General features: G+C 62.3%; 17 protein-coding genes and 5 tRNA genes. 8 read left to right on the top strand and 14 right to left on the bottom strand.

Going from position 1 to position 17,935, the window contains the following annotated elements:
* Nucleotides 1-125: 125 nt before the first annotated feature.
* The 5 genes from Q7C30_RS09175 to Q7C30_RS09195 form a co-directional block, all read right to left on the bottom strand.
* Nucleotides 126-425, bottom strand: coding sequence for a DUF6388 family protein (locus tag Q7C30_RS09175; RefSeq protein WP_304485004.1), 300 nt, complete (start codon nucleotides 423-425; stop codon nucleotides 126-128).
* A gap of 181 nt (nucleotides 426-606) precedes the next feature.
* Nucleotides 607-682, bottom strand: a tRNA-His gene (locus Q7C30_RS09180).
* Between the two features lie 35 nt (nucleotides 683-717).
* A tRNA-Leu gene (locus tag Q7C30_RS09185) sits at nucleotides 718-802 on the bottom strand.
* A gap of 54 nt (nucleotides 803-856) precedes the next feature.
* A tRNA-His gene (locus Q7C30_RS09190) sits at nucleotides 857-932 on the bottom strand.
* A 42-nt stretch (nucleotides 933-974) separates the two neighbouring features.
* Nucleotides 975-1,051 (bottom strand) — tRNA-Arg (locus tag Q7C30_RS09195).
* Nucleotides 1,052-1,310: 259 nt separating this feature from the next.
* Here Q7C30_RS09195 and folD point away from each other — a divergent pair.
* Nucleotides 1,311-2,165 carry a bifunctional methylenetetrahydrofolate dehydrogenase/methenyltetrahydrofolate cyclohydrolase FolD gene (folD, locus tag Q7C30_RS09200; RefSeq protein WP_317871322.1) on the top strand — a complete coding sequence of 285 codons (855 nt, stop codon included), beginning with the start codon at nucleotides 1,311-1,313 and terminating at the stop codon, nucleotides 2,163-2,165.
* Nucleotides 2,166-2,243: 78 nt separating this feature from the next.
* Here the strand turns inward: folD and Q7C30_RS09205 are convergent, their stop codons facing one another.
* The 5 genes from Q7C30_RS09205 to Q7C30_RS09225 all read right to left on the bottom strand — a co-directional run bounded on the left by Q7C30_RS09205 (nucleotide 2,244) and on the right by Q7C30_RS09225 (nucleotide 7,665).
* Nucleotides 2,244-3,644, bottom strand: a complete 1,401-nt coding sequence (locus tag Q7C30_RS09205) for an aspartate aminotransferase family protein (protein WP_317871323.1) — start codon at nucleotides 3,642-3,644, stop codon at nucleotides 2,244-2,246.
* Nucleotides 3,645-3,763: 119 nt separating this feature from the next.
* Nucleotides 3,764-5,086, bottom strand: a complete 1,323-nt coding sequence (locus Q7C30_RS09210; protein WP_317871324.1) for an ATP-binding protein — start codon at nucleotides 5,084-5,086, stop codon at nucleotides 3,764-3,766.
* Nucleotides 5,083-5,766 (bottom strand): response regulator transcription factor, encoded by a 684-nt coding sequence (locus Q7C30_RS09215; protein ID WP_039576556.1) that lies wholly within the window; start codon nucleotides 5,764-5,766, stop codon nucleotides 5,083-5,085. Before Q7C30_RS09215 ends, Q7C30_RS09210 begins: the two co-directional genes overlap by 4 nt.
* 98 nt (nucleotides 5,767-5,864) lie before the next feature.
* Nucleotides 5,865-6,668 (bottom strand): MOSC domain-containing protein, encoded by an 804-nt coding sequence (locus tag Q7C30_RS09220; protein ID WP_317871325.1) that lies wholly within the window; start codon nucleotides 6,666-6,668, stop codon nucleotides 5,865-5,867.
* Between the two features lie 61 nt (nucleotides 6,669-6,729).
* A complete protein-coding gene (locus Q7C30_RS09225) occupies nucleotides 6,730-7,665 on the bottom strand; it encodes a chemotaxis protein CheV (RefSeq protein WP_317871326.1) in 936 nt (311 codons plus the stop codon).
* 314 nt (nucleotides 7,666-7,979) lie between these two features.
* Here Q7C30_RS09225 and Q7C30_RS09230 point away from each other — a divergent pair, with 314 nt between their 5' ends.
* From Q7C30_RS09230 to Q7C30_RS09240, 3 genes are all read left to right on the top strand, one after another.
* Nucleotides 7,980-8,450, top strand: coding sequence for a histidine kinase (locus Q7C30_RS09230; RefSeq protein WP_317871327.1), 471 nt, complete (start codon nucleotides 7,980-7,982; stop codon nucleotides 8,448-8,450).
* Between the two features lie 384 nt (nucleotides 8,451-8,834).
* On the top strand, nucleotides 8,835-9,728 hold the full coding sequence (locus Q7C30_RS09235) for a sensor histidine kinase (RefSeq protein WP_295481425.1): 894 nt from the start codon (nucleotides 8,835-8,837) through the stop codon (nucleotides 9,726-9,728).
* Entirely contained in the window at nucleotides 9,721-10,377 is a 657-nt protein-coding gene (locus tag Q7C30_RS09240) for a response regulator transcription factor (RefSeq protein ID WP_317871328.1), read from the top strand. The genes Q7C30_RS09235 and Q7C30_RS09240 overlap by 8 nt, the downstream gene beginning before the upstream one ends.
* Here the strand turns inward: Q7C30_RS09240 and yegS are convergent.
* The 3 genes from yegS to moaB form a co-directional block, all read right to left on the bottom strand.
* On the bottom strand, nucleotides 10,361-11,248 hold the full coding sequence (gene yegS, locus Q7C30_RS09245) for a lipid kinase YegS (protein WP_317871329.1): 888 nt from the start codon (nucleotides 11,246-11,248) through the stop codon (nucleotides 10,361-10,363). The two genes, Q7C30_RS09240 and yegS, sit on opposite strands and share 17 nt — an antisense overlap.
* Before the next feature lie 123 nt (nucleotides 11,249-11,371).
* Nucleotides 11,372-12,598, bottom strand: a complete 1,227-nt coding sequence (gene glp, locus Q7C30_RS09250) for a gephyrin-like molybdotransferase Glp (protein WP_317871330.1) — start codon at nucleotides 12,596-12,598, stop codon at nucleotides 11,372-11,374.
* Entirely contained in the window at nucleotides 12,582-13,121 is a 540-nt protein-coding gene (moaB, locus tag Q7C30_RS09255) for a molybdenum cofactor biosynthesis protein B (RefSeq protein WP_029613519.1), read from the bottom strand. Before moaB ends, glp begins: the two co-directional genes overlap by 17 nt.
* 162 nt (nucleotides 13,122-13,283) lie before the next feature.
* On the opposite strand from moaB, the gene Q7C30_RS09260 reads away from it, so the two are divergent.
* The 4 genes from Q7C30_RS09260 (at nucleotide 13,284) to Q7C30_RS09275 (ending at nucleotide 16,254) form a co-directional block, all read left to right on the top strand.
* Nucleotides 13,284-13,505 carry a YgdI/YgdR family lipoprotein gene (locus tag Q7C30_RS09260; RefSeq protein WP_029613518.1) on the top strand — a complete coding sequence of 74 codons (222 nt, stop codon included), beginning with the start codon at nucleotides 13,284-13,286 and terminating at the stop codon, nucleotides 13,503-13,505.
* Between the two features lie 81 nt (nucleotides 13,506-13,586).
* Nucleotides 13,587-13,663, top strand: a tRNA-Pro gene (locus Q7C30_RS09265).
* A 269-nt stretch (nucleotides 13,664-13,932) separates the two neighbouring features.
* The gene (locus Q7C30_RS09270) at nucleotides 13,933-14,106 is read left to right on the top strand and encodes a PA1571 family protein (RefSeq protein WP_162889501.1); all 174 of its coding nucleotides are present in this window, start codon (nucleotides 13,933-13,935) and stop codon (nucleotides 14,104-14,106) included.
* A gap of 207 nt (nucleotides 14,107-14,313) precedes the next feature.
* Nucleotides 14,314-16,254, top strand: a complete 1,941-nt coding sequence (locus tag Q7C30_RS09275; protein ID WP_317871331.1) for a methyl-accepting chemotaxis protein — start codon at nucleotides 14,314-14,316, stop codon at nucleotides 16,252-16,254.
* Nucleotides 16,255-16,261: 7 nt separating this feature from the next.
* On the opposite strand, the gene Q7C30_RS09280 is transcribed toward Q7C30_RS09275, so the two are convergent.
* A complete protein-coding gene (locus tag Q7C30_RS09280) occupies nucleotides 16,262-17,572 on the bottom strand; it encodes an MFS transporter (protein ID WP_317871332.1) in 1,311 nt (436 codons plus the stop codon).
* Between the last annotated feature and the right edge of the window lie 363 nt (nucleotides 17,573-17,935).

Below are 17,935 nucleotides of genomic sequence, written 5' to 3' on the forward strand. Positions count from 1 at the left end.
GCTACGACGGTCGTTTTCCTTGATAAACCTGCACCGAAACGCTTGAGGCCTCATTAATTGCGGCCTGGAGGGTGATCACCCAGGAACCCTGGAACTCACTCGTTCAATGCTTGCCGCAAAGCCGCTCAAGACGGCTCGATGTCATTGAAACCGCAGTATTCTTGCCACGACATACCCAGCGCATCTGCGACCTCGCGATGGGTCTCCAGGCGCATGGCCTGCAACTGCTCCGGCGTTTCTGCAATCAGTTGCAACGCCAACTCCCAGGGCTCGACACCCTGCTCCTGAGCCGCGTCCTCGAACGCCCATTCGATTTGCTGCGCCTGCTCGCGCGGCTCAAGCTCACGAATCTCTTCGAGCAGTTGCGGATGGCTTTGGCAGAAGCGCTGCAATGCCAAAGCCTGACGTGCTTCTTTTGCAATCATCGGCAAGCCCTCCACCGGCCACGACCCGCTTCTCAACCGGTTGAAATCTATCAGCTTCCAGGCTCGCGCCACCAGTAGACTCGCGCGAGCGGCAAAACAGACACGCCTCACGCAGCGCAACAACCCGAGCAGAAACGACAAAGGCGCCCGATCTCAAGATCAAGGCGCCCTCGAATGAATATGGGGTGGACGATGGGAATCGAACCCACGACAACTGGAATCACAATCCAGCGCTCTACCAACTGAGCTACGCCCACCAGAATGCAGTGTTACCGTACAACTTAGAGAAACATGGTGCGGACGAAGAGACTCGAACTCTTACAGCTTGCGCCGCTGGAACCTAAATCCAGTGTGTCTACCAATTTCACCACGTCCGCATGACGCTCAAGACAAAGGCGCCGGATTTACCATCAAGGCGCCTTCGCAAAATATGGGGTGGACGATGGGAATCGAACCCACGACAACTGGAATCACAATCCAGCGCTCTACCAACTGAGCTACGCCCACCATATCGCTTTACAGACCGACTTGCTTGCCCAAGCTGCCTAATGGCGCACCCGGCAGGACTCGAACCTGCGACCATCCGCTTAGAAGGCGGATGCTCTATCCAGCTGAGCTACGGGCGCAAGAGCTGATGCCAAACCGAACAAGCGATCAGAAAACCACCCATTCTGCCCGACTTCACCAACCAGTGCTAGGCTGTGCCCGACAAGTGCGGCGAATCTTAATAGGCACCTTGTATTAGCGTCAACACCTTTCTCAAAAAAATTTAAATTATTGAAGGGCTTAGAAGATTTGCCCGACCACGCGCCTTTGCCCTCGGCTGCGGTCGTGCGAGAATGCGCCCTCTTTATTGTTCCCTTCTCGATGGTTAATCACGCGTCTATGACTGCACACCTTATCGATGGCAAGGCGATCGCCGCCAACCTGCGCCAGCAGATCGCCCAACGCGTCGCGCAACGCCGCCAGCAGGGCCTGCGTACCCCGGGCCTGGCGGTGATCCTGGTCGGCACCGATCCGGCCTCCCAAGTCTACGTTTCGCACAAGCGCAAAGACTGTGAAGAAGTCGGCTTCATCTCCCAGGCGTTCGACCTGCCCAGCGATACCACGCAGCAAGCCCTATCCGATCTGATCGACCGCCTCAACGACGACCCAGCCGTCGACGGCATCCTGCTGCAACTGCCACTGCCTGCCCACCTGGATGCTTCTCTGCTACTCGAGCGCATTCGTCCAGACAAGGACGTCGACGGCTTCCATCCCTATAACATCGGTCGTCTGGCCCAGCGCATTCCACTGCTGCGCCCGTGCACACCGAAAGGCATCATGACCCTGCTGCACAGCACCGGTCAGGAGCTTTACGGCATGAACGCCGTGATCGTGGGTGCCTCGAACATCGTTGGCCGCCCCATGGCCATGGAATTGCTCCTGGCTGGCTGCACCGTGACCGTCTGCCACCGCTTCACGCAGGATCTGGCAGGCCATGTCGGCCGCGCCGATCTGGTCGTGGTGGCGGCGGGCAAGCCCGGCTTGGTGAAGGGGGAATGGATCAAGGAAGGCGCCATCGTCATTGACGTCGGCATCAATCGTCAGGACGACGGCAAGCTGGTCGGCGATGTCGTGTATGAAACCGCCCTACCGCGTGCAGGATGGATCACGCCAGTTCCAGGCGGCGTCGGTCCCATGACCCGCGCCTGCCTGCTGGAGAACACCCTCTACGCAGCAGAAGAGCTGCACGGCTGAGGGCACCCTATAAAGAAAGGCACCTGAAAAGGTGCCTTTCTTCTAAGCCATCGCCCAACTGAACAGACGGCTGCTCACTCAGTCCGAGGCGACCGCCGCCTGTACCGCACGCGCGAAGCGCTCGGCGACCTCATCGATCTGCTCGGCACTGATGATCAGTGGTGGCAGGAACCGCACCACCGCACCATGCCGACCGCCGAGCTCAAGAATCAGCCCGCGCCTCAGGCATTCGCGCTGCACCTTGGGCGCCAGCTCCGGCGAGGCGAGCGGATGACCGAGCGCATCCCGCGTACCCTGCGGGTCGACCAACTCCACACCTAGCATCAAACCCCGTCCACGGATATCGCCCAACTGCGGATAATCACGCTGCAGGTGCTGCAAATGGCCGCGCAGCCGCTGCCCCATGGCATGCGCATGTTCGTCCAAGCGGTGTTCCACCAGATAGTCGATCACCGCAGAACCCGCCGCCATGGCCATCTGATTACCGCGGAAGGTGCCCGCGTGAGCGCCCGGGGCCCAGGTATCCAGCCAATCACGGTAGACCACCACGGCAAGCGGCAGGCTGCCACCAATGGCCTTGGACAGGGTGACCACGTCAGGCACGATGCCGGCATGTTCGAAGGCGAACATCCGCCCAGTACGGGCAAAGCCGCTCTGGATTTCGTCAACGATCAACGCCACTCCGGCCTTTTCGGTGATTCGGCGCACACCACGCAACCACTCGATGTCCGCTGGTATGACGCCACCCTCACCTTGCACCACCTCCAGGATGACCGCAGCAGGCAACTGCACACCCGCCTCGGGGTCGAGCAAGAGATTTTCCAGATAATGCAGGTTGGCCCGCACGCCAGCTTCGCCGCCGAGGCCGAACGGGCATCGGTAATCATACGGATAAGGCATGAACTGCACGCCGCTGCTCAGTAGCGCCCCCAGTGCTTTCTTCGGCCCCAGACTGCCCATCAGGCTCAGCGCGCCCTGAGTCATGCCATGGTAGCCACCCTGGAAAGCGAGCACAGTGCTGCGCCCGGTGGCCGTGCGCACCAGCTTCAATGCAGCTTCCACCGCGTCGGTGCCCGTTGGCCCGCAGAACTGGATCTTCGCATCCCGCCGCAAGGACTCCGGCAGCACGGCGAACAAGTCCTGAACGAATTGATCCTTGACCGGCGTAGTCAGGTCAAGGGTGTGCAGCGGTAACTCATCGGCCAACACGCGCTGGATCGCCTCCACCACAACCGGATGGTTGTGCCCCAATGCCAGGGTGCCCGCGCCAGCGAGGCAGTCGATGAACTGTCGCCCCTCGACGTCTTCCACATGAATGCCACGGGCGCGCTTGAGTACCAGCGGAATACGCCGCGGATAGCTGCGCGCATTGGACTCCTGCCGCTGTTGACGCAACAGCAGGGGTGACTCACGAAACGTATACAGGGTCTCTGGCACGCAGGCAGGCAGCGCCTGGGCGAGACGGGAAACGGTCGACATCGGCGAACCCTCGCAAGCAAGTAGAGACGCCCGTCACGCGCCTGTCAGCGCAGAGAGTGCCGGGAAGTCATTGCTTGTGAAACGCTTGAGCCAGGCGGGGATTTAGCCCGCTTCTTACTTCAAGTCAGCTCGCGCACCGGCACCTGCAGGCACACCCGCAGACCATCGCTGCGACTGTCGAATTTCAAGCTGCCGGCGCAACGCTGCACGATCGCCTGCACGATCGCCAAGCCCAGCCCGCTGCCCAGACTCTTGCTGTTGCGCCAGAACCGCTCGGTCAAATGCTCCAGATCTTCATCGGCGATACCCGGACCGTGGTCGCGCACCACGAACCCCACCTGCCCTTCGGCCATCTGCACCTCCAGCTCCACCGCCTCGCTGCCACCGTGGCGCAGCGCGTTATCCAGCAGATTGCGCAATGCCGCTACTGCCAGTGGCGCCGGCATGCCCAGGTAAACGCGCGCCGCTTCCTGCGGCAAATGCAGCGCGATGCGCCGGTTATCTCCACCACTGGCATCCTGCATCGCCAGGCGTGCGACCTGCTCGGCGCTGCACTGCACCCCATCGTCGAACGACAAGCTGCCCTCGACCCGCGCCAGCATCAGCAACTGCTCCAAGGTGCGGTGCATGCGATCGGTGCCTTGCTCGGCATGCTCCAGCGCCTGCTCGCGTACCTGGCCGTCGGTCATGCGCGCCACCTGCAGATGGGTCTTGATCGCGGTCAGGGGGCTGCGCAGCTCGTGCGCGGCATCGTCGGTCAGACGCCGCTCGCGCTCCAGGGTCTGAGCGATGCGCAGGAACAACTGGTTCTGGGTTTCCAGCAGCGGCTGCAACTCGCTGGGCATACCCGACACCTGCAGCGGCTCGACGCTGTCGGCGCGACGCCGACGCAAGGCATCGCGCATGCGGTTGAGCGGCTCCAGGCCCTTGCCCAGACCGATCCAGAGTAGCCCCAGGCTACCGAGCAGGGCCATCAACACCGGCGCCGAGGCCGCCAGCAGAATCGAGCGATTGAGCGCCTCACGCTCCTGATGCCTGTCGGCCGTGGTAATGCGCACATCCCCGTGGTTGTAGGTAAAGGTACGCCAGGCACTGCCATCGATGGTCTGATCGCGAAAGCCGCTGCGCTGGTCGTCCATGCTGCCGTCGTGCTTATGGTTGCTGGCCAGAATCTCACCACGCAGGGAGCTGACCTGGCAGGCCATGCCGTCTGGAACGCTGAACTGGTCGGCGGCAAAGTGCGCTTCACGGTCCTTGCCGGTCAGCGGCTGAGGCAGTTGATCGACAAGTCCCGCCACCATGCGCGCGGAGGCCACCAGGCGCTGGTCGAGGGAAAACATCATTTGTTGGCGCAAGTCGCGCAGCATCCAGGTTGCCGCCAGAATCCAGATCAGGATGAAGGCACTGCCGAGAATCAGTGACAGCCGCACGCGCAGGCTCATGGCGCGCGCTCCTCGTTGACCTGCGCTGGACCGAGACGGTAGCCCAGGCCACGCACGGTCTCGACGATGCTGTTGCCGAGCTTGCGCCGCAGGTGATGGATATGGACGTTGAGGGCGTTGCTTTCGACCTCGTCGCTGAAGCCGTATACGCAATCCTTGAGCTGCTCGCCGGACAGCACCCGACCAGGATTCTGCAGAAACGCCTGGAGCAGCGCCTGTTCGCGCCGCGACAGATCCACGGGCCGCCCAGCCAGCGTCGCTTCGCAGCTGCTGGGGTTGTAGCACAAAGGGCCATGCTCGATGACATTGACCGCACGCCCGGCCACGCGCCGCAGCAGGGTGTGCAGACGCGCCGCGAGCTCGCGCAGGTCGAACGGTTTGAGCAGGTAATCATCGGCGCCCGCCTGAAGCCCCTCGACACGATCAGTGACGGCGTCGCGGGCCGTCAGCACCAGCACCGGCAGCAATTCGCCCTGCTGACGTAGACGACGCAGCAGTTTGAGACCGTCTTCGTCAGGCAGCCCCAGATCGAGAATCATCACATCGAACTGCGCTGCCTGCAGCAATGCCCGCGCCGCCGAGGCGCTGGCCACCCGATCGATCGTCAGCCCCTGAGCCGCCAGTCCGGCGCAGATGCCGCTGGCGATCAGATCGTCATCCTCGCAGAGCAGAACATGCATTTAAGGGAATCTCCGGGTATGGGACGCGCAGTGCAACAGGGTGCGATTAAGGGCCGATTATGGCGCGACAAGCGCCTGCCGTCGCCTCCCCCAAGCTGCTACTCCAACACCTCCACCGGCATGCCCACCTCGAGACGTCCGCGGCCATCGACGGCCAGGTTCTGCCCGAACAGCACATCGCCGTCGCGCTCGCGGAATGTCTTCAACGTGGTCAACGGCTCCCGATCGGCACTGCGTTCGCCAGTGTCCGGGTCAAGGGTGGTGAGGATGCAGCGCACGCTCGGTTTGAGTACGCGAAAGGTCAGTTCACCGATACGGATACGCTTCCAACCATCCTCGGCAAAGGGCTCGGCGCCTTCGACCACCAGGTTAGGGCGAAAACGCAACATCTGCAGGGGACGACCGATGCGCCGATTGAGCTCATCGAGCGACGACTGACCGATCAGCAAAAAGGGAAAACCGTCGGGAAAGGCAGCCCGATCGGTGTCCAGCCCATAGCCGCTGGGCAAGTAGCGTGCACGCTGGCGTGGGCAATGCACCAAGCGCACGGGCTTGTCCAGCAGTTGGCTGAGCCACTGTGCGGCGGCCTCTCCAGCGTCGGGCACGCGCAAGGTGTCGCGCCACAGAGTGACCCCTCGCAGATTTTCGTCGACTTCCGGCACCCGCACCTGCAACGGCGACTGCCCCGGCGCCTCCAGCAACAAAGCGCCGTCTTCACCGGGGCAGGCCTTGAGCCGGCCAAGCTGCGGCCAGGCGCGCTGGGTCAGAAACCGACCCGTGTCCTGCTCGACCACCATCCAGCGTCGGTCGCCGTCCAGGCCCAGAGCGTCGAGCGCCGATTCGGCCAGGCACTGCGCCTGGCCTGATTTCACCGGATACCGGTACAACGCACTCAGAAACATGCCAACCGCCTCACGCTCGTCAAAGCCCAAGCTTATACCCGCTGCACGTCGCGTGCAGGGCTCAGACCGCAGCGTGATCGAGCGACAGGCGCTCGCGCACCACTTCCACCAACCGGTCTGGCTGGAACTTGGAAAGGAAGTTGTCGCAACCTACTTTCTTCACCATGGATTCGTTGAAACTACCCGACAATGAAGTGTGCAGTACGACGTACAGCCCACGCAGCCGAGGATCGTTGCGGATCTCGGTGGTCAGGCGATAACCATCCATCTCGGGCATCTCCGCATCGGTGAAGATCATCAGCAATTTCTCGCAGACATCCTCCCCAGCATCGGCCCAGCTTTTGAGCAGGCGCAGCGCTTTGAGACCGTCGCTGGCGACGTGCAGCTTCATCCCCAGTTGCGACAGGGTGTCGCGCAGTTGCGCCAGGGCCACGCTGGAGTCGTCGACCAGCAGCACTTCGCGACCACGAGCACGGGCCAATACCGGATCTTCGAGTTTGTCGCGCGAGACCTTGGCGCTGTACGGCACGATCTCGGCCAAAACCTTTTCCACGTCGATGATCTCGACCAGCCTGTCGTCGACCTTGGTGATGGCTGTCAGGTAATGCTGGCGGCCGGCGCTGGTGGGCGGCGGCATGATGGACTCCCAGTTCATGTTGACGATGCGGTCCACGCCGCCGACGAGGAACGCCTGCACCGAGCGGTTGTATTCGGTGACGATGATGGTGCTGTCAGGCCCCGGTTGCAGGGGACGCATGCCGATCGCCTGGGACAGGTCGATCACCGGCAAAGTCTGCCCACGCAGGTTGACCACGCCGCACACGAAGGTGTGGCGCTGCGGCATGAGCGTCAGCTTGGGCAGTTGCAGCACCTCCTGGACCTTGAACACGTTGATCGCGAACAACTGTCGACCAGCCAGGTGAAACATGAGGATTTCCAGGCGGTTCTCGCCCACCAATTGCGTGCGTTGATCTACCGTGTCGAGAATGCCAGCCATTGCACAACCCCCAGGCTTTGAAGCGAAAATATTGGATGCATCTGACCTGTATCGGCACAATTGGCCAGAGCTTGATGCACGCGACAAAATCCCCGAACGGCGATTGATATCACTTTACCATCATGCTTAACTGCTGCCACCTACTTCAAAGCCCTAGCGCCGCCTCGCAAACACCTCATCAGGGAAACCCTTAGGTTCAATCGGGAGCAACCTGATATTCGCGATATCCTTTAGCCATTAATGTGACGCCATTCTCAGTGCATGGACGGAGTCAGGCTTTTGTCAGCGAACATCTGGATGTGGTTACCCCCTGCTTGCTCGTCGCGCAGCGGAGGCTGACGATGGAACGCGGGCCCTCTAACTCCGCCGTGCTGCGGGAATTTCTGCCAGATGCGCAAGCCTTGCTCAAACGCGCCCAGGAGTGCTTGCAGCATCTGGCACTGATCGGCAACGACCCCGACGCCTGCCGCTGCCTGGACGAATGTCTGCACACGCTGGCCCAAGGCGCGAGCGTATCGGGGATGCGCGAAATATCCTGTTACTCAACCGTGCTGCGGCAATTACTCCAGCCCAGTTGCGAGGGCTGTCGGTTACCGTCTGGCGCGCTTTCGGCGCTGGCGGAGTGTCTTGATCTGCTGGATTGGCAACTGGAGTTGGTCGATCCACACACAGGCCAACTGCATTTGGACGGCACGGAGCAGCAATTGCTCGTCGGCGCCTTGGCCAGTGCCCTTGACCAACCTTGCCCCTCCCCCGCGTCGGCAACGCGTTCCCTGAATGAGTGAAGAGACCATGCCCACTAACGAGTCAAAGTGTTGCCCCATCAACACTCGATAACTTGTTAGATAGGTCAAGTTATGTCAGGGCCGTGATAGCGCATTAGCTTAGTTATTCAAGAAGTTTCTGATTCTGTAGAGATAATAGCGCATGGCCATTTTCTCCAGGGTTCACTTACACCTCTGCGCGCCCCGTATTAACTCGGCTCAGAGCAACTAAGCAGCCGCGACCAAATCGATTCGAAGTGATACCATGCGCACTAAACAACACCCACCACACGCGGGTTCCACACTAATCAGCGTGTTCATTGTTGATTGAATAAGCAGGTCATTCACAGCGCCAAGGCGTGTTTCGCGACCTGCGCCGGCAATTATCCAGTGGCTTTCCAATCTATGCTTTCACGCTTGAAGATTCCTCTGCATTGCCGCCCGCGCGTCACCTGGCTGCCTGCGGCGACTGCGGTGCTCTGTGCGGCCTCCTTGATCGCCAGCGTGGTCGCCTATGCCAGCGCTCAACGCTTGTCGACGGCGGCGCTCATCCTGCAATTGATCGCCCTGCTCGCCGTCGCGTGGCAACTGTGCCGCTGCAGGGGCGCGATTCATCTGCAGCCCGAGGAACTGGCAGAGCGCATGCTCGAAGTCCAGGAGGGCGAACGCCAGCGCCTGAGCCGCGAACTGCACGACGACATCGGACAGTCGCTCACCGCCGCGAAGCTCCAGCTCGACTGGCTACGGCGTCGGATGCCGACCACGCTGCACCCGCACTGCGACATCCTGCGCGACACGCTCGACACCACCTTGGACAGCGTGCGCGATGTGTCCGCGCTGCTCAATCCGCGACAACTGAACAGTCAGGGCCTGGAGGCGAGCTTACGGGCTCACCTACTGCGAGCGCTGGAAAACAGCGACGTGCATTGGAGCCTGGAATGCCAGCAGCGCCTGGGCGGTATCGGCGAAGCGGTGACCATGGCAGCTTTTCGCATCACCCAGGAGGCAGTCACCAACGTGCTGCGCCACGCCCGTGCACACAACCTGTTGATTCGCCTAAAGCGCATGCCGGAAGGTCTGCGCCTGTCCATCAAGGACGATGGTGTCGGCTTCGAACCGACCCACGTTGCAGGGCTGCGCGGCCATGGCGGCATGGCCGGCATGCAGGAGCGGATAGCCGCGCTGCAAGGCCGCCTGGAGGTGATCAGCCAGCCCGGTCAAGGTACCCGCATCGAAGTCTTGTTCCCTTGGCCTGCACGCCGCGAAGAACGAGCCAGCACGGCACATTGCGATGATTAGGCTGCTGCTGATCGATGATCATTCACTGATTCGAGCCGGCGTGCGTGCGCTGGTCACCGACCTTGTCGATTATGAAGTGGTGGGCGAAGCCGATGACGGCCAGCACCTTCTGGAGATGGCACAAAGCTTGAGCCCGGACATCGTCCTGCTGGACATTTCCATGCGCTCGACCAACGGCCTGGATGCCTTGACCCAACTGCGCGACAGCGGCTGCGCGTGCAAAGTACTGATCCTGTCGATGCACACCGAGCCGGACTTGATCATGCGCGCGCTGGAAAGCGGCGCACACGGCTATCTGCTGAAAGACACCAGCGCCAGCGAACTGGAGCACGCCCTAGGTGCCTTGTGCAGCGGCGAACGTTATCTGAGCCCAGCCATCGCCCACACGGTGATCAATCAAGCCCTGCTGCGCGCCCAGAGCAGCAGGCCGTCTTCCAGCGACCGGCACCACCTCACGGCCCGGCAATTGGAAATCCTGCGCCTGATCGTGCGCGGCAAATCCACCCGGGAGATCGCCAACGGGTTGGGATTATCGATAAAGACCGTCGAGACCCACCGCTCGCAGATCATGAAGCGCCTGCAGATCTACGATGTGGCGGGCCTGGTGCTGTTTGCCGTGCGCGAAGGCATCATCAGCCTGGATGACTGAGCAAGGGTGAGTCGCTGGGCAGGTGCACGCGCAGTGCCCCCGGCACGGCTTCGAAGCGCAGACTGCCCTCTTTCAACGGTTCGCCGTCGAGATTCAGCGCCAGTTCTTCAGCCTGGCCGATCTCCACCCAAGGCAGCCGCGCCCGCACGAACAGTTCCTCACCGCTCAGCAAATCGCGCAGTGCCCCAACCATGGCTTGAGGCGCGGGCAGAATGGCGACATCCAACAGCCCATCGTCAGCCAGGGCCTCAGGACACAGCACATGACCTCCGCCCGCCTGACGACCATTGCCGACCGCCAGCGCCAACAACTCGCCCTGCCAATGAAAGTCCGGGCCGTGCAAGGTGGCCGAAGCCACCTGCAGCTCGCTGAAACGTGACAACCCGGTGAACAGATAGGCCGCCCCGCCGAGCACTTTCTTCAGATCCTCCGAGGTGCTGGCCGTCACTTGACTGCCGAAGCCACCGGTAGCCATGTTCAGGAACATCTGCTCGCCGACGCGCCCAAGGTCCACTGCCCGCGCGGGCACCTGGAGCAATGCCAATGCACCTGCCGGCTCCAGCGGAACCCCTGCCGCGCGGGCAAAATCGTTGGCGGTGCCAAGCGGTAGCAGCACCAGGCTGGCTTGACCACCGGATTGGGCAATGGCCTCGGCGATATCGCGCAAGGTGCCGTCCCCGCCTCCCGCCACGATTTGCGTGTAGCCGGCGCTCAGCGCCTCCTCCACCAGGCGCCGGGCATCACCGGCTTCCCAGGTCAAGCGCACGTCCAGATGCTGGCCACGTTCGCGCACGGCCCCTACCGCCTCGCGTACCTCTTCGTTCAGCGCCTGCTTGCCGTGCAGGATCAACATCGCCTTGTGCCCGTGCATCCGAAACTCTCCTGATAGACACCCATTGCAATCTCGACCACCGCAGATCGACGAATGCTGCACACCGTCGATCGAATCTGCGCGAATCCCTGCCGGATGGGTTTGGTTGCTTGAGGTCGGACGTTAATCGAGCAATTCGCTGAAAGGGATGAAAGGGACACTGTCGCCCATGGCCACGGTGCGACCTTCGTGCACCTCGACCAGCCCTTGTGCCCAGACTGCACTGCGCAGCACGCCAGAGCTCTGGTTGGGATAAAGGCACACCTGGCCGTCCTCGATGCGTGCCCGTAGATACTCGCGGCGACTGCCAGGCTTTGGCCAGTCGAAGCCTGCCGGGACCGAGAAACGCAGCGGTGCGACCTCGCTGACGCCAAGCCGACGCAGCAGGTAAGGTCGCGCCAGCAAGGCGAAGGTGACCAACGTCGAGGCTGGGTTGCCAGGCAGTCCGATCACCGGCACGCCCCGCCATTGCCCGCAAGTCAGCGGCTTGCCGGGCTTGATTGCAAGCTTCCAGAGTGCCAACTCGCCCGCCTCGCGCAGCGCCATGCCCAAGTAGTCGGCCTCACCCACGGAAACCCCGCCGGTGGAGAGGATCAAATCGACTTCGCCCAGATGCTCCAGGCATTGGCGGGTCAGCGTCAGATCGTCGGCGAGGATCCCGGCGTCGATCACTTGGCAGCCCATGCGCTGCAACCAACCGACCAGCAGTCGACGATTGCTGTTGTAGATCTGTCCGGGCCCCAGGGGCAGTCCGGGCTCGACCAGTTCGTCGCCGGTCGACAACACTGCGACGCGCGGGCGTCGACGCACCTGAACCGTGGCATGCCCCAGGGTCGCAGCCAGACCCAGCTCGATCGGCCCCAAACGGGTGCCTGCGACCATGATCTGTTCGCCGGCACGGGTTTCCTGACCTTGGGGCCGCACGTTCTGCTGGGCGGTAAGCGGGTGCAGGAAACGCACCCGGCCGTCTGCGAGCACCTCGGTGTTTTCCTGCATCTCTACGCAGTCGGCGCCTTCGGGCAGCGGTGCCCCGGTGAAGATCCGCGCACAGGTGCCCGCTTGCAAAGCCGCCGGCGCATGGCCGGCGAAGATGCGTTGGCTGACCGCCAGAGGCTGATTGTGCAGGTCCTCCAGGCGCACGGCGTAGCCGTCCATGGCGCTGTTCGGCCAAGGCGGCAAATCGAGGTTGGCAACCAGCGCCTGGGCCAGCACGCGCCCCTCGGCATCGCCCAGGGCAACCTCCTCGACGTCCTCGATAGGCGCCGCCTCGGCCAGCGCCAGCAGGCGCTCCAAGGCCTGCTCCACCGGCATCAAGGGCCGGCTCGCAGCCACCTCAGCCACGACTTTCACAGGCCGGTGCCTGTTTCAAGTGAGCGACGAAATTGCACGGACGATGACGGGCGTCGAGTTGCTCGGCGAGAATGCCGTCCCAACCCGTACGCACCGCGTTGGTCGAACCGGGCAGGCAGCACACCAGGGTACCGTTGGCCAAACCTGCCAGCGCACGGGACTGCACGGTGGACGTGCCGATATCCGGCACCGATATCTGGCGGAACAGCTCGCCGAAGCCATCGACCTGCTTGTCCAGCAGGCACGCGACGGCTTCCGGGGTACTGTCGCGACCGGTGAAGCCGGTTCCGCCGGTGATCAGTACGACCTGCACAAGGTCATCGGCAATCCAGGTGGCGACCTGGGCGCGAATCTTGTACAGGTCGTCCTTGAGCAGCACGCGCTCAGCCAGCCGGTGCCCGGCAGCGGTGAGCCGGTCGACGAACAGTTGGCCAGAAGTGTCGGTGTCGAACGCACGGGTGTCACTGACCGTCAGCACAGCGATGTTCAGCGGCACGAAGGGAGTATCTGCCTTGGCTTTCATGGGAATCCGTCATGCGGGAAGTAAAGCGCCCGTTATAGCACAAGGCCGCCTTCGTCCTGGATCGTATCCACGCGATTGTCCTTGCACTGCACGCCACGAGGAACTTTGCATGCTCAGGTAGCGTCAGAGGCACATCATGCACCATCGAAATGGAGACACACGATGATCCAACGGACCCTCCCCGCCTTCCTGCTTGCCCTGGGCCTGGCTGCCGTCGCCGGTTGCGCATCGCCCACCGTCATCACGCTGAACGATGGCCGCGAGATTCAAGCCGTGGACAAACCTTCCTACGACGAAGACTCCGGCTTCTACGAATTCGAGCAGCTCGACGGCAAGCGTGCACGCATCAACAAAGACCAGGTGCGGACTGTCAAAGAGCTCTGATTCGCACCGTGTTTGAGGCAAAGGCCCTTTACACAACAAGGGCTTGCGTTAAAAAATGCGATGCATTAGGATTTTGCCCATCGGAGTGTAGCGCAGCCAGGTAGCGCGTCTCGTTCGGGACGAGAAGGCCGCAGGTTCGAATCCTGTCTCTCCGACCAAATCCTTCGAAAAGCCCGCCTCGTGCGGGTTTTTTGTTGCCTGTGGAAAGTATTAAACACCGCTTGTTCATCCTGTTGGAACTCTCGAAGCGTCAGCGCGATCGCATGCCGAGTGAGCACAGTGCCTATAGCTCATCGATCTAATTGGGGCACTGGAGCTTTCTCGTACTTTCTGTTGGACTGTACGTGTCGTGATACCGAGGGAACTGTCACAGGTCAGTCACGGCGAGCGTTTAGTCTGAGCTTGCAACCTGAAGAGGAGACAGGAAATGAGCTTGCAACATAGCAGCGACACCGTTAAGAACGCCCAGCACACTCAACATCAGGTGTGCGGCTCGATCATCGATGCCCAAGGCCGCGAAATTCCGATCACCGAGCAGATGATCCAGAAGGCCTGCAAGGAGCTGGAGGAAAGCCGAGTGGAAAAGATCCGCCAGGCTTGAGCCTCACCGAATTGCTTACACCCGGCGCCCGCGCCGGGTTTTTCATTTCTGGCGGGCCGGAAACGCTCTCAGAACAATCGAGGACGTTTTTGTACACGAAATACCCCTAAAGCTTTGCCAGGTACGCGCCGAAACAGGGTAGATAGCCTGTGGCCAGTTTTACGGCGGGCCACGCCCTGCGTGTTTTCCCACGAATGGTTCGTCCCGATGAAGATAAAAAATAAGCTGGTGATTGCGTTCGTTCTGGTGGCATTTATCCCGGTGGCCTTGGTCGGCGCCATCTCCGTGCTGAACATTCGCACCGAGGCCGTCGATCAGTTCATCGATGGCAGCACCCGTGAGATTCGTCAGATCGACGGCAACATGCGCCAGTTCTTCGACGGGACCCTGCAGAACGTCGAGCAGATGGCGACCGACCCCTTCTACACCTCGGTCAGCACCCTGAAGGACTACACCGCGGCCGACGCCGCCAACCGGCCACTCCCCGCCTCCGCTCAACAGGTCATCGACGCCTTCTCCCGCTACGGCACCACCCATCCGGCCGCCGCGATCCTCTCCATCGGCCTGGAAGACGGCACCTACGCCAAATGGCCAGACGACCCCAAGCTCGCCAGCTATGACCCACGTACCCGCCCCTGGTACAAGGCCGCCATGGCTGCACCGGGCAAGACCGTGCGCACGGCGGCGTACTACTACGACAAAGATGACGTCGCCCTGGTCGGCACGGCCCGCACCCTCAACGACGCTGCCGGCAAGCCTAAGGGCGTGTTCGTGGTCAGCGTGTCACTGAAGAATCTCACCGAGCTGATCAAGAGCATCAAGCTGGGCGACAGCGGCTATGTGATGCTGATCGAGAACGGTACGGTGCTGGTCGATCCGCGCGATGCCAGCCACGGTTTCAAGCAGCTCAAGGACCTCGGTGCACCTTATGCGCAACTGGCGGCCACCGAACAGGGCTCGACCGAGGTGGTGATCGACGGGGTGCGCTACATGGCCAACGTCTGGACCTCGCCGGTGCTCGGCTGGCGCTTCGTCGGCCTGATCGAATACAGCGAAGTGATGGGCGCCGCCACCTCCATGACCTACCTCACGATCGTCATCGTGCTGGTATTGGCGCTGGTCTTCGCATTGATCGCCGCTGCGTTCTCGCGAGTCATCGTCAAACCCATCGGCCAAGTGAGTACCGGCCTGCAGCAAATAGCCCAAGGTGAGGGCGACCTGCGCCGCGACCTGGTGGTGCAAGGCAAGGACGAAACCGCCGAGTTGGCCGGCTGGTTCAACAAGTTCCTCGCCGCGATCCGCCAGCTGATCCAGCACATCGGCGCCGCGTCCGGTAACTTGCATGAAGCCTCTCGCGCCAACAGCGAGCTGGCCGGCAGCATGAATGAAGCCGCCGGTCGCCAGCGCGAAGCCGTGGAACTGGTCTCCACCGCCTTCAACGAGATGGTCGCCACCGCCAACGAAGTGGCCCGCTCGTGCAGCAGTGCGGCGGGCGCTGCAGAGAACGGACATCGTCGGGTGGCCGAGGGCAAGCAGCAGATCGAACAGACCACCGACAACGTCAACCGCCTGGGTACGCGCCTGAGCGAATCGTCGCAGGCGATGGTCGAACTCGAAGAAGGCAGCCGCAACATCAACCAGATTCTCGGCACCATCCGCGCCATCGCCGAACAGACCAACCTGCTGGCGTTGAACGCAGCGATCGAGGCCGCCCGCGCTGGCGATCAGGGCCGTGGCTTCGCGGTGGTCGCCGACGAAGTGCGGGCACTGGCCAAACGCACCGCCGACTCCACGGGTGAAATCGATCAGTTGCTCAACGCGCTGGGCAACAAGACTCAAGAAGTGTCGCAGAAGATGGACAGTTGCCTGGACCTGTCGCGCGCCAGCGTGTCATCGATCGAAAGCGCGCGCGACAGCTTCGAGGGCATCCAATTGTCGGTCAACGAGATCCGCGACCAGAACCTGCAGATTTCCGCCGCAGCCGAGGAGCAGCACAGCGTGGCCGAGGAGATCAACCGGCATATCCAGCAGATCTACGACGAGGCGCGCCTGGTCGAGGGTCTGGCCAGCTCGGCGCAATCGGACTCCGGGCGGTTGTCGCAGTTGTCGGAAGAGCTCAACGGCCTGGTCGGACGCTTCAAGTCCTGACCCCGACTCAGTAGCCCACAGCGCGCTCTTCGACACACAGAGGAGCGCGCTGACCGTAGACGGCACCGGTCACGGCGCCCACAACGCCCATGATCAGGCAGAAGCCTACGCACACCCAGGGGCTCCACGGCATCAGGGCGATCAACGCCAAGGGCGTGGTACTGGCCCACAGCGCATAGGCCAGGTTGTAGGTGAAGGAGATCCCGGACACGCGGATCTGCGCCGGGAACAGCCCGACCATCACCGACGGCACCACGCCCACCACGCCGCAGCTCAGACCCGCCAGCGCATAGGCCAGCCAACTCCAGCCCCACTGCCCCATGAGGCTCGCATACAAGAGGCCAATGCCCAGCGGCAGGACCAGGCTGTAGAGCATCAGCGCGCGCCAAGCACCGATGCGGTCGACCAGCAGTCCGGCCAGCACGCAGCCGATATTGAGAAAGACGATCCCGACGCTGCTCAAGGCGAAAGTTCGCCCGGCATCGATGCCAAAGCGTTGCTGCATCACGGTGGGGGTAATCACCACCAGCACCACCACCGCCGAGGTCAGCACGCAGGTCAGCAGCGCCGCTGGGATCAGCGAACGTCGGTGCTCGGTCAACACGCTGCGCAGCGGGAACGCCACGGGCGGCGTCTGGCGTTCGCGCAGGGCCAGGAAGACCGGCGTCTCGCTCAACCAGCGGCGCAACCATACGCCGAGCACGCCGAACACGCCGCCAAGCACGAAGGGATAGCGCCAGGCGAATTCGAGGATTTCCTGCGGGCTATAGCGTCGGGCCAAGAGCGTGGCGACCAACGCCCCGAGCAGGTAGCCGAAGGTCAGGCCTGCCTGGAGAAAGCCCAATGCATAGCCACGTCGACCCGGTGGCGCATGCTCGGCGACGAAAGCCCAGGCGCTGGGCACCTCGCCACCGACGGCGGCGCCCTGCAGGATGCGCAGGGCCAGCAGTAGCAGCGGTGCGGCGTAGCCGATGTCGGCGTAGGTGGGCATCACGCCGATCAGCAGGCACGGCAGCGCCATCATCAGAATGCTCAGGCTGAAAACGCGCTTGCGGCCCAGGTGGTCGGCGAAATGGGCCATGAGAATGCCGCCCAACGGGCGCGCCAGATAACCGGTGACGAAGATCCCGAAGCTCTGCAATAGCCTTAGCCACTCGGGCATCTGCGGCGGGAAGAACAGTTGGCTCAGGGTCAGGGCGAAGAAAACGAAAATGATGAAATCGTAGATTTCCAGCGCCCCGCCGAGGGCTGCCAGGCCCAGGGTCTTGTGGTCCCTGCGGCTGAAACGGGGGGCTCTAGGGGGGGCGATGGGGGTCATTGGGATCTGCTGAGCTGGTGTTTGGGGGGCACAGGATAGCAAAAGCTGAAAAGCGGGGGTTTTGGGGGCTGCTTGTCTTGGGTGAATATCCGTTGGCTTTGGTGAGGCTTAGTCACCTTTTCGCCTTTACGGCGACCCCCTTTTTTTCTTGGAAAAAAGGGGGGCAAAAACCGCTTGCTCCCGCATCCGGCCCCTTCGCTGCGCTGCGGGGTTCCCTCGCGACGGTGGCATTCCGGGGGTACCGCGCTTAGGGGCCATCCATGGCCCCAAGCGCTTGACGGGCATCCATGCCCGTCAACCCCCTCCATGCCACCTCTGCTCGGCCTCCTGAGGTCGCGATGGGCGGCGTCTGAACTGGCGCGC

It is taken from the genome of Pseudomonas sp. RAC1, assembly GCF_030658255.1.
GTDB lineage: Bacteria > Pseudomonadota > Gammaproteobacteria > Pseudomonadales > Pseudomonadaceae > Aquipseudomonas > Aquipseudomonas boreofloridensis.

What these genes read in the sequence shown, in the direction of transcription:
- Q7C30_RS09215 (WP_039576556.1), bottom strand. Translation starts at nt 5,766, where the DNA reads ATGCATGTTCTGCTCTGCGAGGATGACGATCTGATCGCCAGCGGCATC.
- Q7C30_RS09270 (WP_162889501.1), top strand. Translation starts at nt 13,933, where the DNA reads ATGAGCTTGCAACATAGCAGCGACACCGTTAAGAACGCCCAGCACACT.
- Q7C30_RS09175 (WP_304485004.1), bottom strand. Translation starts at nt 425, where the DNA reads ATGATTGCAAAAGAAGCACGTCAGGCTTTGGCATTGCAGCGCTTCTGC.
- yegS (WP_317871329.1), bottom strand. Translation starts at nt 11,248, where the DNA reads ATGCACGGGCACAAGGCGATGTTGATCCTGCACGGCAAGCAGGCGCTG.
- Q7C30_RS09260 (WP_029613518.1), top strand. Translation starts at nt 13,284, where the DNA reads ATGATCCAACGGACCCTCCCCGCCTTCCTGCTTGCCCTGGGCCTGGCT.
- Q7C30_RS09240 (WP_317871328.1), top strand. Translation starts at nt 9,721, where the DNA reads ATGATTAGGCTGCTGCTGATCGATGATCATTCACTGATTCGAGCCGGC.
- Q7C30_RS09220 (WP_317871325.1), bottom strand. Translation starts at nt 6,668, where the DNA reads ATGTTTCTGAGTGCGTTGTACCGGTATCCGGTGAAATCAGGCCAGGCG.
- Q7C30_RS09225 (WP_317871326.1), bottom strand. Translation starts at nt 7,665, where the DNA reads ATGGCTGGCATTCTCGACACGGTAGATCAACGCACGCAATTGGTGGGC.
- Q7C30_RS09275 (WP_317871331.1), top strand. Translation starts at nt 14,314, where the DNA reads ATGAAGATAAAAAATAAGCTGGTGATTGCGTTCGTTCTGGTGGCATTT.
- moaB (WP_029613519.1), bottom strand. Translation starts at nt 13,121, where the DNA reads ATGAAAGCCAAGGCAGATACTCCCTTCGTGCCGCTGAACATCGCTGTG.
- Q7C30_RS09205 (WP_317871323.1), bottom strand. Translation starts at nt 3,644, where the DNA reads ATGTCGACCGTTTCCCGTCTCGCCCAGGCGCTGCCTGCCTGCGTGCCA.
- Q7C30_RS09235 (WP_295481425.1), top strand. Translation starts at nt 8,835, where the DNA reads ATGCTTTCACGCTTGAAGATTCCTCTGCATTGCCGCCCGCGCGTCACC.
- Q7C30_RS09210 (WP_317871324.1), bottom strand. Translation starts at nt 5,086, where the DNA reads ATGAGCCTGCGCGTGCGGCTGTCACTGATTCTCGGCAGTGCCTTCATC.
- Q7C30_RS09280 (WP_317871332.1), bottom strand. Translation starts at nt 17,572, where the DNA reads ATGACCCCCATCGCCCCCCCTAGAGCCCCCCGTTTCAGCCGCAGGGAC.
- folD (WP_317871322.1), top strand. Translation starts at nt 1,311, where the DNA reads ATGACTGCACACCTTATCGATGGCAAGGCGATCGCCGCCAACCTGCGC.